This window comes from Pseudomonas tolaasii NCPPB 2192, assembly GCF_002813445.1.
Lineage (GTDB): Bacteria > Pseudomonadota > Gammaproteobacteria > Pseudomonadales > Pseudomonadaceae > Aquipseudomonas > Aquipseudomonas tolaasii.
In genome coordinates, this window is record NZ_PHHD01000001.1 from 3,901,584 (window position 1) to 3,915,384 (window position 13,801).

12 protein-coding genes are annotated in these 13,801 nt (G+C 62.6%); 7 read left to right on the forward strand and 5 right to left on the reverse strand.

Translation table 11 applies throughout. The features are described from left to right. Window positions 1-16 precede the first annotated feature (16 nt). Entirely contained in the window at window positions 17-1,696 is a 1,680-nt protein-coding gene (locus ATI14_RS18175) for a methyl-accepting chemotaxis protein (protein WP_016971015.1), read from the forward strand. 225 nt (window positions 1,697-1,921) lie between these two features. Here the strand turns inward: ATI14_RS18175 and ATI14_RS18180 are convergent, their stop codons facing one another. Next, entirely contained in the window at window positions 1,922-3,022 is a 1,101-nt protein-coding gene (locus tag ATI14_RS18180) for an SMP-30/gluconolactonase/LRE family protein (RefSeq protein ID WP_016968955.1), read from the reverse strand. Next, the gene (locus ATI14_RS18185) at window positions 3,019-3,699 is read right to left on the reverse strand and encodes a sterol desaturase family protein (protein ID WP_016968954.1); all 681 of its coding nucleotides are present in this window, start codon (window positions 3,697-3,699) and stop codon (window positions 3,019-3,021) included. Before ATI14_RS18185 ends, ATI14_RS18180 begins: the two co-directional genes overlap by 4 nt. A 308-nt stretch (window positions 3,700-4,007) precedes the next feature. On the opposite strand from ATI14_RS18185, the gene ATI14_RS18190 reads away from it, so the two are divergent. The 6 genes from ATI14_RS18190 to ATI14_RS18215 all read left to right on the forward strand — a co-directional run bounded on the left by ATI14_RS18190 (window position 4,008) and on the right by ATI14_RS18215 (window position 10,962). Continuing rightward, a complete protein-coding gene (locus ATI14_RS18190; RefSeq protein ID WP_016968953.1) occupies window positions 4,008-4,931 on the forward strand; it encodes a substrate-binding domain-containing protein in 924 nt (307 codons plus the stop codon). A 63-nt stretch (window positions 4,932-4,994) separates the two neighbouring features. Then, window positions 4,995-6,503, forward strand: coding sequence for a sugar ABC transporter ATP-binding protein (locus ATI14_RS18195; protein WP_016968952.1), 1,509 nt, complete (start codon window positions 4,995-4,997; stop codon window positions 6,501-6,503). Continuing rightward, a complete protein-coding gene (locus ATI14_RS18200) occupies window positions 6,469-7,461 on the forward strand; it encodes an ABC transporter permease (protein ID WP_016968951.1) in 993 nt (330 codons plus the stop codon). The genes ATI14_RS18195 and ATI14_RS18200 overlap by 35 nt, the downstream gene beginning before the upstream one ends. 24 nt (window positions 7,462-7,485) lie before the next feature. Then, complete coding sequence (locus ATI14_RS18205) at window positions 7,486-8,565, forward strand: alcohol dehydrogenase catalytic domain-containing protein (RefSeq protein ID WP_080520337.1); 1,080 nt, start codon at window positions 7,486-7,488, stop codon at window positions 8,563-8,565. A gap of 3 nt (window positions 8,566-8,568) precedes the next feature. After that, window positions 8,569-10,101, forward strand: a complete 1,533-nt coding sequence (locus ATI14_RS18210) for an FGGY-family carbohydrate kinase (RefSeq protein WP_080520338.1) — start codon at window positions 8,569-8,571, stop codon at window positions 10,099-10,101. Between the two features lie 135 nt (window positions 10,102-10,236). After that, window positions 10,237-10,962, forward strand: a complete 726-nt coding sequence (locus ATI14_RS18215; RefSeq protein ID WP_016974146.1) for an SDR family oxidoreductase — start codon at window positions 10,237-10,239, stop codon at window positions 10,960-10,962. On the opposite strand, the gene ATI14_RS18220 is transcribed toward ATI14_RS18215, so the two are convergent. From ATI14_RS18220 to ATI14_RS18230, 3 genes are all read right to left on the reverse strand, one after another. Then, window positions 10,959-11,963: a LacI family DNA-binding transcriptional regulator gene (locus tag ATI14_RS18220; protein ID WP_016974145.1), complete on the reverse strand. Its 1,005-nt coding sequence runs from the start codon at window positions 11,961-11,963 to the stop codon at window positions 10,959-10,961. The genes ATI14_RS18215 and ATI14_RS18220 overlap by 4 nt on opposite strands. 61 nt (window positions 11,964-12,024) lie before the next feature. After that, a complete protein-coding gene (locus tag ATI14_RS18225; RefSeq protein ID WP_026083309.1) occupies window positions 12,025-12,888 on the reverse strand; it encodes a LysR family transcriptional regulator in 864 nt (287 codons plus the stop codon). A 65-nt stretch (window positions 12,889-12,953) separates the two neighbouring features. Further along, the gene (locus ATI14_RS18230) at window positions 12,954-13,715 is read right to left on the reverse strand and encodes an alpha/beta fold hydrolase (protein ID WP_016974143.1); all 762 of its coding nucleotides are present in this window, start codon (window positions 13,713-13,715) and stop codon (window positions 12,954-12,956) included. Between the last annotated feature and the right edge of the window lie 86 nt (window positions 13,716-13,801).

Genomic DNA, 13,801 nt, shown 5'->3' on the forward strand with positions numbered 1-13,801 from the left:
CAAGAGAGAAAATCCCATGCGTCTGAGCCTGAAGGCCAAAGTCCTGTCCCTCGCCATAGTGCCCGTATTGCTGTTCGCCGCTGTCATCAGCCTGACCACCGTGTGGATCCTCAAGACCCAGGCCCGCAATGAGGTGGACGAAACCCGCCAGCGCCTGCTCAACGACGCCAAGGCCACCCTGCAAAGTTACGTTGAGGTGGCCATGACCACCATCCAACCGCTCTACGACGCCGCCGCCCCAGGCGACACGGCCGCGCGCGCCCAAGTGGTCAAGCTCCTGTCCAATACCCGCTACGGCAAGGACGGCTACTTCTTCGGCTACGATTCCGAAACCGTCCGCCTGTTCAAGGGCAACAGTCCCGACGGTGTAGGCAAAAGCTTCAAGGACAACCGCGACCCCAACGGCGTCTACCTCAACCGCGACCTGGTCAAGGTCGGCAAGGACGGTACCCACTACCTGCAATACAGCTCGACCCAGCCCGGCCAGACCGAGCTGGTGCCCAAACTCGGCTACACCGAATACCTGCCCAAATGGGACATGGTCATCGGCACTTCGGTGAACCTCGACGTTATTGAAACCCAAGTGGCGGTGGTTGAGGCCAAGGTTGAGAAACGCATGCAAGGCGTACTGCTGAGTATCCTCGGCGTGGCGGTGGTGGTGCTGTTGGTGATTGCGGCGGTGGGCATGGTGCTGGCCAATACCATCTTGCGCCCCTTGCATCTGATGAAAGCCAACCTCGATGACATCGCCGCAGGCGAGGGCGATTTGACCCGTCGCCTGGCCATCACCAGCAGGGATGAGTTGGGTGACCTGGCGGGCGCGTTCAACCGTTTTGTCGACAAAATCCACGGCCTGGTGCGCCAGATTACCGAGATGACCTCGCAACTGACCGGCCTGGTGAGCCAGGTGTCGGATCAAGCCCAGCGGTCCGAACAGGCCATGGAACGCCAGCGTCACGAGACTGACCAGGTGGCCACCGCGATCAACCAGATGTCGTCCGCCGCCCATGAAGTGGCGCGCAGTGCCCAGGGGGCCGCCGTCGCCGCGCAGCAGACCGACGTCGAAGGCCTGGCCGCCAAGCGCGTGGTGGACGGCAGCATTGCGCAGATCCATGCACTGGTGAACGACATCCGCAGCAGCGGCGTGTCCCTCGACAGCCTGCAGCAGGACGTGTCGTCGATTGTCAGCGTGCTCGGGGTGATCCGCTCCATTGCCGAGCAGACCAACCTGCTGGCGCTTAACGCCGCCATCGAAGCCGCGCGGGCCGGGGAGGCCGGGCGCGGGTTTGCGGTGGTCGCCGATGAAGTACGTGCCCTGGCCAGCCGCACTCAAACCAGCACCCAGGAAATCCAGGGCATGATCGACCGCCTGCAGAAAGGCACGGTCGCCGCCGTGGATGCCATGCGCCGCTCCAGCGATGCCGGTGACGGCACCTCGGTGAAGGCCAATGAAGCCGGGGCGTCGCTGGACACCATGGCGCAGTTGATCGGCACCATCAATTCCATGAACGCGCAAATCGCCAGCGCCGCCGAAGAGCAAACCGCCGTGGCCGAAGAAATCAACCGCAGCGTGCATCAGATTGCCGTAGCGGTGGACAGTGTGGCGGATGAGACCCGGTTGGGTGCCCAGACGTCCCGCAGCCTGGCGGATTTGGGCCAGCGTTTGGGGCAATTGGTGGGGCAGTTCCGCATCTAGGCAGGCTGGCGTGGCGAATGCGATTTTCCTGGTGAGGGGGCTCCCTGTGGCGAGCGGGCTTGCCCGCGTTGGGCTGCGTAGCGGCCCCATAAAAACGCCGTGGTCTTTCTGAAAGAACGCGGCGTCTGGGGTTTGGGGCTGCCGCCTATCGGCACCCAGGACATCATCCACTGATGCGTTGAGGTTCATGCAAAGGGGCAACCTTCACCGGTTGCCCCTTTTTTGTCATTCGCGGGCCAGCGCCAGCTTCAACGGCAGCCGCGCCATGCTCGTGCTTTTCAATGAGCCCAGGTACAGCCAGTCGCCATATTCACGAGCGGTGGTGATGGGTGAGTAATTGCCGGCGCTGCCATCCTGCAGGTTGGCGATGACGTTGCCGTCGGTGTCCAGCCCAAGCACAAAGGCTTTGCGCTCGAGGGGCTTGGGCACCACCATCAGCGCTCGCACCATCACCTTGCGCAGCAGGGGGTAGCCGGCGAAGCCATCCAGCAGCGGGTTGCGGGGTGAATACAAGGCGACCCAGAAGCGGTCGCGGCCATTGAAGCTGAGGTTGTCCGGCAGGCCGGGAAGGTTGTCGATAAAAAGGTCGTGGTTGCCCGCACGCTCGCCTTTGAGCCAGTAGCGGCTGATGCGGTAGGCGCCGGTTTCGTTGACCAGCACGTAGTGTTCATCCGGGCCCAGCGCCACGCCGTTGGCGAACTGCAAATGGTCGAGCAAAACGTCTGTGGCGCCGGTGCTGAAGTCATAGCGCAACAGGCGGCCATCGCCGCCATGTTCGATCACGGCCTCGCCATCCTGCCCGTAGCCCCAGCGGCTGGAGGCGTCACTGAAATAGGCGTACCGCCCGCTGGCGTCCACCGCCACGTCGTCGGTGAAACCGAGGGGCACGCCATTGGCGGCGGTGCTCAAGGTAGTGAGTTGGCGATTGGCATCCAGGGCCAGCAGGCCTTTGACGCCGTCGGCAATGATCAAGCGCCCGTCCGGGTGGCGCGCCATGCCGAGCGGGCGCCCGCCGGTGTTGGCCAGTACCTCCAGTGTGTGGCTGTCGGGCGCGGTGCGGATGATGCGCCCGTCATGCAGCCCGCTGATCAGAAACCCCTGGGCATCCAGCAGCAGGGCTTCGGGCCCGGCGATGCCTTGGGCACCGATTCTTTGCACGCCTTTGAGCCGCTGGTTTTCGGCGTAGGGGCCGTCCTTCATCGATGGGGCCTTGGGCGGCGCCCAGTTCACCGGCTGGACTTTGGTTGGCATCAGCAACAGAAACGCGATCACGGCAAGAAACACGACGAATACCAAATGACGCAGTTTTTTGGAGCCTGTACTCATGACGACTTCCTGTTGTATTGGGGGCTGTCGGGTTCCCAATGCAGGGTGCCGAACAGGTAATCCATCAGCGGCAGAACGATATTGAAATTGCGCCCCTGCATCAGCTCGCGACGGTGGTGCAGGGCGTGCAACCGGTGCATCTGGCGAATCCACGGCAGGCGCGCCACCGGGTGATCGGCGGGCAGGTGTTCGCAGGCATGGAACACTTCGTAGAGCAGGTAGCCGAGGATCATGCACCCGGCGAACAGCCCGGCGACGTTGGGGCTCAGTTGGCTGAGCAACCACCAGGCGGGCAGGGTAACGGCCAGGCTGTGCAGCACGATGAGCCAGGCAGGGAACAGGATCACGCGCCAGTCGCGCGGGTTGTCGAAGGTCATGTGGCCGGGGGTGAAGAAACTGTGGTGGTCGCCGGTGTGGCGGGCATAGAACAGCCGGCCCAGGTGATGTTTGTGATGGCCGAGATGACGGTGTACGAGGTAGATGCACAGGTTGAAGAAGACCAGCGTCAGAGGAACCGTCAGCCACTGCAACGGGGTGATGTGCTCGGTGGAGGACCAGGCCAAGGTGATGCAGGTAATGCCGTAGGCCAGCACGAATGTGGCGTGGAGCCAGGGGTTGTAGAGCGATGACACATTGGCGCGGTAGCGTGCGCGGAAGGTCTCGGTGGGGTGGGCCATGATGGGAAACTCGGCGTTTTTTTGTTGGAGGCTGAGCTTAGTCGGTAGCGGGGAATGTGCGAGTTTTTGCCAGATACGAGATTCAAATGTGGGAGCTGGCTTGCCTGCGATAGCGGTGTATCAGTCACTGAAAGGGTGATTGATAGGGCCCTATCGCAGGCAAGCCAGCTCCCACAATGGTTTAGGGGGGGCTTGAACCCCGAGCGACAGACGGGGGCTTGCACGCCCCGGGATTCCTTGTTAGCTTCTGACAAAATGTTATCGATAACATTTGCTCTAAAAATAAAAACAAAACAGAGACCCACGCCATGAAAATGCTTCCGAAAACCCTGTGTTTACTGGCCGCCAGCGTCACCCTGGGCGTCGCAGCCCCCGCGTTCGCCGATGCCGCCAAGCCCATCCGTATCGGCGCCTCGTTCCAGGAAATCAACAACCCCTATTTCGTCACCATGAAAAACGCCCTGGAAGAAGCCGGCGCGACCATCGGTGCCAAGCTGATCATCACCGACGCCCGCCACGACGTGTCCAAGCAGGTCAGTGACGTCGAAGACATGCTGCAAAAAGGCATCGACATTCTGCTGATCAACCCCACCGACTCGGTCGGCGTGCAATCGGCCGTCAAATCCGCCCACGCCGCAGGTGTCGTCGTGGTGGCCGTGGATGCCCAGGCCGACGGCCCGCTGGATTCCTTCGTCGGTTCAAAAAACTTCGACGCCGGCTTCCAGGCCTGCGAATACCTGGCCAAAAACATCGGCGACAAGGGCAACATCGCGATTCTCGACGGCATCGCCGTGGTGCCGATTCTGGAGCGTGTGCGCGGTTGCAAAGAGGCCGTGGCCAAGCACCCGGACATCAAGATTGTCAGCGTCCAGAACGGCAAGCAGGAACGTGACCAGGCCCTCACCGTCACCGAGAACATGTTGCAGGCCCAGCCCACCCTCAAGGGCATTTTCAGCGTGAATGACAACGGCTCCCTCGGCGCACTCTCGGCCATCGAAGCCAGCGGTCTGGACGTGAAACTGGTCAGCGTCGACGGCGCGCCGGAGGCGATCAAGGCGATCCAGAAGCCGGGCAGCAAATTCATCGCTACTTCGGCGCAATACCCGCGCGACCAGATTCGCCTGGCCCTCGGTATCGCTCTGGCCAGGAAGTGGGGCTCGCAAGTGCCCGCCACGATCCCGGTGGACATCACCTTGATCGACCAGGCCAAGGCCAAGGATTTCAGCTGGTAAATCACCTGGGCCCCACATGAACCGTGGGGCTTGAGGTTTCCTTCTGAATACGAGGTCGGCGGTATGAGCAGTCTTCTGAAACTGGAAAATATCTGTAAGCGTTACCCGGGCGTACAGGCCCTCAAGTCCATCAACCTGCAGGTGGAGCGCGGCGAAATTCACGCGTTGCTCGGGGAAAATGGCGCGGGCAAATCGACGTTGATGAAGATCCTCGGCGGCGTCGAGCATCAGGACGAAGGCCAGATCCTGATCGACGGCCAGGCACAGCAATTCGCGACGTACCGCGATGCAATCGCCGCCGGCATCGGCATCGTCTTTCAGGAGTTCAGCCTGATTCCTTACCTCACGGCGGTGGAAAACATCTTCCTGGGCCATGAGTTGAGCAACCGTTTCGGCCTGTTGCGCAAACGCGAAATGGTCGAAGCGTCCGAAGCGTTGTTCCGGCGCCTGGGTGTGACCATTGACCTGCAATGCGCAGTCAGGCACCTGAGTGTGGCCGAGCAACAATTCGTCGAAATCGCCAAGGCCCTGGCCCTGGACGCGCGTCTGCTGGTGCTCGATGAACCTACCGCCACCCTTACGCCCAGCGAAGCCGAGCTGCTGTTCGACATCATGCGCGAACTCAAGCGCCAGGGCGTGGCGGTGATTTTTATCTCCCACCACCTGGAGGAAATTTTCCAGGTCTGCGACCGCATCAGTGTGCTGCGTGACGGCGGCAATGTGGGCGTGACCGACGTGGCCGACAGCGATATCGACCGCCTGGTCGAGATGATGGTGGGGCGCCGTCTGGAAAGCAGTTTTCCACCTAAACCGAGCCAGGCGCGCGGCCCGCTGTTGCTGGACGTCAAAGACATCCAGTTGGTGCGCAACGGGCCCCACAACAGCTTCCAGCTGCACAAGGGCGAAATCCTCGGTTTCGCCGGGCTGGTCGGTTCCGGCCGCACCGAACTGGCGCTGGGCATGATGGGCGCGCTGCCGTCGGTGAGCAAAGACGTGTGGCTGCGCGGCGAGAAAGTCAGCCTCGACGACCCGGCCCAGGCGCTGGCCCACGGTATCGGTTTGTTGCCCGAAAGCCGCAAGAGCGAAGGGCTGATCACCGATTTCAGCATTCGCGAAAACATCTCCCTGAACAACCTGCCCAAATACCAGAACGCCTCGGGCCTGATCGACAAAAGCCGTGAATGCGCGAGTGTCGAAGGCTTGATGAAACAGCTGGCGATCAAGGCGCCCAGTGGCGAAAGCCGGGTGTTCAACCTCAGCGGCGGCAACCAGCAAAAGGTGGTGATCGCGCGCTGGATCAACCACCACTGCGACGTGCTGGTGTTCGACGAACCCACGCGCGGCATTGACGTGGGCGCCAAGGCGCAGATCTACGCCTTGATGCGCAGCCTTACCGAACAGGGCTACGCGATCATCATGATTTCTTCCGAGCTGCCGGAAGTCATCGGCATGTGCGACCGCGTCGCAGTGTTCCACAAGGGCGCCATCGTCAAGGTACTCGAAGCGTCTGCCGTCAATCCTCAAGAGGTCATGCGCCATGCAACAGGGGGCTCAAGTGAATATGTCCATTAAAACCGCCGACAGCGCCCGGCTGCGCCTGAACGTGGCGCGGCTGGTGCGTTCGCCGGCGTTTTATCCCTTTGTGGGGCTGGTGGTGGTGACCCTGGTGATGATCCTCGCCAGCGACACCTTCCTGACCACCAGCAACCTGTCGAACATCGCCCGCCAGGTGTCGATCAACGCGATTATCGCGGTGGGCATGACCTGCGTGATTCTCACCGGCGGCATCGATTTGTCGGTGGGGCCGGTAATGGCCCTGTCGGGCACGCTCACGGCGGGCTTGATGGTCGCGGGCCTGCCACCGGGCCTGGCGATCGGCGCCGGGATGCTGGTGGGTGTGGCGTTCGGCATCGGCAACGGGCTGTTTGTGGCGTACCTGCACATGCCGCCGATCATCGTCACGCTGGCGACCATGGGCATCGCCCGTGGCCTGGGCCTGATGTACACCGACGGCTACCCGATTTCCGGGCTGCCGGACTGGTTCGGCTTCTTCGGCCGCCAGAGCCTGTTCGGCATCGAAGTGCCGATTCTGATCATGCTGATCACCTATTTCGCCGCCTACGTGTTGCTGCAGCACACGCGCATCGGCCGCTACATCTACGCCATCGGCGGCAATGAAGAAGCGGTGCGGTTGTCCGGCGTGCGCGCGGCGCGGTTCAAGTTGCTGGTGTATGGCATCAGCGGCCTGACCGCGGCGATTGCCGGGTTGGTACTCACATCACGCCTGATGAGCGGCCAGCCGAATGCCGGCGTGTCGTTCGAGCTGGATGCGATTGCCGCCGTGGTACTCGGCGGTGCCTCCATCGCCGGCGGGCGCGGGGTCATTGTCGGGACCTTGCTCGGCGCCATGCTGCTCGGCGTTTTGAACAATGGATTGAACATGCTCGGGGTCTCGCCCTACGTACAGAGCGTGATCAAGGGCGGGATCATTTTGCTGGCGATCTTTATCAGCCGTCAGCGCCATAAATAAACTCACAAGAACAGGACCGAACCCATGGACAAGCACACCGAAATGCAAGCCGTCGTCTGCCACGGCCCGAAAGACTACCGCCTGCAATGCATCGGCAAACCCCAGGCGCGCCCCAATGAACTGGTGATCCGCATTGCCGCCTGCGGCATCTGCGCCAGTGACTGCAAATGCCATTCGGGCGCTGCGATGTTCTGGGGCGGCGACAACCCGTGGGTCAAGGCGCCGGTGGTGCCGGGCCACGAGTTTTTTGGCTACGTGGTGGAAGCGGGCGAGGGCGCCGAGGAGCACTTTGAGGTCAAGGTCGGTGACAAGGTTATTGCCGAACAGATCGTGCCGTGCGGCAAGTGCCGTTTCTGTAAATCCGGCAAGTATTGGATGTGCGAAGTGCACAACATTTTTGGCTTCCAGCGTGAGGTCGCCGAAGGCGGCATGGCCCAGTACATGCGCATTCCGAAAACTGCCATCGTGCACAAGATTCCGGAGTCGGTGTCGCTGGAAGACTCGGCGCTGGTGGAACCGATGGCCTGCTCGATTCACACGGTCAACCGGGGTGACATCCAGCTCGATGACGTGGTGGTGATTGCCGGCGCAGGCACCCTCGGCCTGTGCATGGTGCAGGTGGCCGCGCTGAAAACGCCGAAGAAACTGGTGGTGATCGACATGGTCGACGAGCGCCTGGAACTGGCGAAAAAATTCGGCGCCGACGTGGTAATCAACCCGGCCCGTGACAATGCCCGCGCGATCATCAATGGCCTGACCGACAATTATGGTTGCGACGTGTATATCGAAACCACCGGTGTGCCGGCGGGCGTGACCCAAGGCCTGGACCTGATCCGCAAACTCGGGCGTTTTGTCGAATTCAGTGTGTTCGGCGCCGAAACCAGCGTTGACTGGTCGATCATCGGTGACCGCAAGGAGCTGGACGTTCGTGGCGCCCACCTCGGGCCGTATTGCTACCCGATCGCCATCGACCTGTTCGAGCGCGGCCTGGTCACCTCCAAAGGCATCGTCACCCATGATTTCCCGCTGGACGACTGGGCCGAAGCCTTTGAGCTGGCCAACTCGACCAAGTCGATCAAGGTGCTGTTGAAGCCGGTGGTTTGATCCATGGACTATGTAATGGGGGTCGACATAGGAACCCAGAGCACCAAGGCGCTGCTGGTGGATGGTCAAGGCACGATCATCGCCCAGCACAGCCAGGGGTATCGCGTGGACACCCCGAAAGTGCGCTGGGCCGAGCAATGGCCGCAGGTGTGGCTGGACGCTGTAGAGGCCTGCGTTTTGCAGTGCATGAACAAGGCCGGGGTTGTCAGCGGGCAGGTCAAGGCGCTGTGCATCAGCAGCCTGTATGGCGGCTCGGGAATTGCCGTGGATGCGCAGATTACGCCGCTGCACCCGTGCCTGATCTGGATGGACCGCCGCGCGGGTGAGCAGGTGGCGTGGGTGCGAGACAACGTGAACCTTGAGCGGCTGTTCGAGGTGACCGGCAACTCGGTGGACAGCTACTACGGCTTCACCAAGATGCTCTGGCTCAAACAGCATCAGCCTGAAGTGTGGGCCAACACGCGCTACCTGGTGCCGCCCAACAGCTACATCAACTGGTGCCTCACCGGCGAGCTGGCGGTGGACCACAGCAGTGCGGGCAATATCGGCGGCGTCTATGACGTGAAGGCGCGCGGTTGGTCAGCCGAGATGCTTGATGCACTGGGCATTCCACAGGCGATGATGCCTGAGCGGTTGGTGTATTCCGGCGACGTGGTGGGCGCCTTGCAGGCCAACTGGGCGGCGCGCCTGGGCTTGCAGGCAGGCACGCCGGTGCTGGCCGGTGGCGTGGATGCAGCCATGGCCACGCTGGCCGCGGGCGTGACCCGGCCGGGCAACCATGTGGCGATGATCGGCACCAGCATGTGCTGGGGTTACTTGAACCAGCAGGTGGATGCGCGTCATGGTCTGGTGAGCATGCCTCATGTCTACAACGGCCATCGGGACCTGTACATCTTCGGCGGCGCGATCACGGCCGGGGCGTCGGTGAGCTGGTTTCGCGAGCAGTTTTGCCAGGCGGAAGAGCAGCAGGCCAACGCCACCGGCCAGGACAGCCTGGTGTTGCTGGAACAGGCTGCGACCAACATACCGGCAGGCAGCGAAGGCGTGCTGTTCCAGCCCTACCTGATGGGCGAGCGCAGCCCGGTGTGGGACGACCGCGCCAGCGGCAGTTTTGTCGGGCTGAACCTGTATCACAGCCGCATCCACCTCTACCGCGCGGTGCTCGAGGGCGTGAGTTTTGCCCTGCGCCACAACATCGAGGCGGGCACGCGCGGGGCGCACTCGCTGGACCCGCGGCTGATTGTGGTCGGTGGGGCGAGCCATTCGGATTTGTGGATGCAGATTATTGCGGATGTCACCCGCTACCCGGTTTACACCATTATTCAGGAGGTGGAAGCGGCGCTGGGCGCAGCGCTGCTGGCGGCGCACACGGTGGGGCTGGTAAGTGACGGGGAGATGGAGACAGGCTGGGTGCAGCTGGCGTTAAGGGCCGAGCCGAAGGCGGAAAACGTCGAGGTGTATGACCGTGGCTTTGCCGAGTACTTGCAGTTGTATCCCGCGCTGAAACCGATCATGCACAACCTGCAATCCACCTGAACCCACACATTCCAACGTGGGAGCTGGCTTGCCTGCGATAGCGGTGTATCAGTCATGCAAATGTGACGGATGTACCGCTATCGCAGGCAAGCCAGCTCCCACAGGGGATCTTCGTTGTTTTTGAGATTTTCATTCATGAACGCAGCCTTTGATTTTACTCACCACCGCATCCTCGTCACTGGCGCCAGCAGCGGCATTGGCCGTGAAATCGCTTTGCAACTGATCGCCAGTGGCGCCGAGGTCTTTGCCCTGGGCCGCGACGCCCAGGCACTCGCCCAACTCGGCTGCCAAACGCTGTGCCTGGACATCGCCGACAGCGCCGCGCTCGATACAGCCCTGCAGGGCCTGCCGCCGCTCCACGGTCTGGTCAACTGCGCCGGCATCTCGCGGCTGGAGCCCGCTGTCGCCATCAGCGCCGAGGCGTTCGACCAAGTCATGAACGTCAACGCCCGCGCCGCCGCCCAGGTCGCCAGCCGGGTCGCCGCAAAGATGATCGAAGCCAGGATCGCCGGCAGCATCGTCAACGTTTCCAGCCAGGCCTCGCTGGTGGCGCTGGACGACCACCTCGGCTACTGCGCCTCGAAGGCGGCGCTGGACGCGATCACCCGCGTGCAATGCGCCGAATGGGGCCGCTTCGGCATTCGCGTCAACAGCGTCAACCCCACGGTAACACTGACGCCGATGGCGACCATGGCCTGGTCCGACCCGACCAAACGCGACCCGGCGCTGGCGGCGATACCACTGGGGCGCTTTGCCGAAACGGAGGAAGTGGCCTTGCCGGTGCTGTTCCTGCTCAGCGACGCCGCCAGCATGATCAGCGGCGTCAGCCTGCCCATCGACGGCGGCTATACCAGCCGCTAACCGTTTTCCAGACGGCCTGGGATCACCACTTTGTCCCGCGGTTTGTACGGGTCTTCCAGGCGATCGAGCAGCAGGCGGACCGCGCTGGTGCCGGCCAGGGAGGCGTCGTGGGCCACGCAGGCGATCGGCACGCCGAAGATATCGGCAAAGGGCAGGCGGTCGATGCCGCAGATGGTCAGGCTGTCGTGGGGAATGTCGTGCATGCGCAGCGCACGCAGGGCGCCGAGGGTGATCAACTGGTTGAAACCCATGATCGCGTCGGGTGCCGAGTGCTCGGCCAGGTAGTCGAGGGTGTGCAGGTAAGACGGCATCAGCGTGTAGTCGCCGGCCTGCACTTCGATGTGCACCTGCGGGTGTTCGGCCAGTACTTCGCGCAAGCCTTTGAGGCGTTCCACGGTAATGCGCGAATGCGCGGGGCCGGTCAGCACCAGCAAGCGCTTGAGATTCGGGGTTTGGCGCAGCAGGTAGTGCGCGGCCTGGATGCCGCTGTGGTAGTTATCGAGCACCACGCGGCTGAACGGGCTGTCGTGGATCGTGCGATCGAGCAGCACCACCGGGGTCTTGCCGTTGCCCAGGCGTTCAAGATAATCGGGCTGGTAGTTCGGCTCATCGGAGACCGGCGACAGGATAATCCCCGCCACGCGGTAGCCCAGCAGGGTATCCACGGCCTTGTTTTCCAGCTCTTCCAGTTCGTCGGTGTCCACCAGCATGATGGTGTAACCGTGTTGTTTGGCCTCGCGGGAAATCGCCTTGATCATCTCGCTGTAGAACGGGTTGTCCACGGACGCGGTGATAACGCCGATGATCAGGCTTTCACTGCGCTTGAGCCCGCGCGCAAAGGCGTTGGGCACGTAGTCCAGCTCCCTCGCCACCTCAAGGATGCGCGCCAGGGTAGCGGGCTTGACCAGGTCAGGTTTGCTTAAGGCGCGGGACACCGTGATGGTGGTCATGCCAACCCGTTTGGCGATGTCGCTGATGGTGACGGACTTTTTCTTGGTCATCGGTAAGGCTGCAACAAGAGGAAACATCCGCAGGCTAGCATGCACGGGCGGCCACTGTGACTCAAATCAGCGGGTCCCAGCGTTGCGACCAGTCGCTTTCAGCCTTGACCACACCGCGCAGCAGTTCCAGCGCCTGTTGCAACACCGCCGAATCACGCGCCCGTGAGTACACCAGAAACGTGGGGAAACTGAACTCCGGCGCCTTGGGGACTCGCTGCATCACGCCGCTGTCCAGGTAGCTTTGCACCACGCGGGTACGGAAGTAGCCGGCGCCGCCGTTTTCCAGAATGTACTGCAAGGCCAACGGCCCAAGGTTGAAACTCAGGGCGGCGCGGGCCTTGTCGGGCAGGGCGGTGTCGTGTTGCTGGCGAAAGCCGGGGCCCCAGTCTATGTACACGTAAGGGTCGGGTTTGCTTGCCAGCTGCACCAGGATCAGTTTCTCTTCCAGTACCTGCTCCACCTGCAACCCCGGCCAATACTGCGGCTGGAACACCAGTGCGGCATCGAGCACGCCCAATTCCAGCTGGCGCAACAAATACTCGCCGTCACGCACTTCGGTGCGCAGCGCATGCCCTGGAATATGCTCGCGCAGTGCCTGCGTCCAGCCGAGCATCAGCGGGTTGCACAGGCTGACCTCGCCCCCGATATGCAGCACGTTGCGGTAGCCATCGGGCAACGGCAGGTCGCGCCGGGCGGCTTCCCAGGTTTGCAGCAACTGGTTGGCATACACCACAAACGCTTCGCCGTCGGCGGTGAGCCGGGCGCCTGCGCGGTTGCGGATGAACAGCGTGCTGCCCAGTTGGCTTTCCAGGCTTTTGACCCGCGCGGTGATGGCGGTCTGGGTGACGTGCAGTTTCTCGGCCGCTGCCGCCAGGCTGCCGCAGCGGGTGATTTCGAGGAAGGTGCGTGCCAGTTCGATGTCCATGAAACCCCCGGTATTGAATGGGGGCATTGTAGAGCGATGCTCCGAAGGAATGCGATCAATGCGGGCTACTCCCAAGCGCCGCGATCAAGGCAGCGCGTGGACACGGGCGGCTGTTTGCCGAACACCAGAAAGTCCCCGACCCATTGGTTGACGCATCCGCTGGTGACGGCGCCCGGTCGCGTGACTTCCTTGAGCCGCAGCAGGTCGACACCCGAGATAGCCGGCTCTTCACTGCCGGCGTTCACCAGGGCCATGCGTGCAACGCGCTCGGGAAACAGCGCGGCGTATCGCCCGCCAAGCCGGGTCGCCTGCGCAATGCCGAGGAAGTTGAGCTGCGCGTCTCCCAGTTGTGCGCGCACAAAATCCATGTCCCTCGCGGCCTGCTCGGCCGAGTTGTCTTGAGTGAGGTCGCGCACGCTTAGCTCGATCACGTCATAACGGTTGGCCAGCGTGCGATAGGCTGGTGTGGCGTAAGACTCCCAGCGGCTGGCCAGATCGACGGCGAACGCCGCGCCCTGGCCGCGTTGCGGCTCACCGGCCTGGATAAACACCACGCCTTCGCGGTTCAGCGGCTGCCGGGCGCCCACACGGATCAGGGTCAGGCGCAGGCTGCCGCGCGTCGGGGCCGCATGGTCGCGCGGCACGCGCACGGTGCCGCATTGGGTTCGGTCAAGCACTTCGGGGTCCGGACGCGCCACCGCGGGAAAGGGGCAGTCCAGCAGCCAGTCAATTGCGCTCGATGTGATCAGAGGCTCGGCAAAGCCCAGGCTTGCGCTCAGCCAGAGGCACGCGCACGCCAGGCCTTTTACAAGAACGCTGGGTTTCATCAGGAGGTTCCGGGCAGCCGTTTGAGGACGGCTTTTTACCAAGGACCCGGGGTCAAGGAATGTAGGGCAAGTAAACGCTTTGTGTA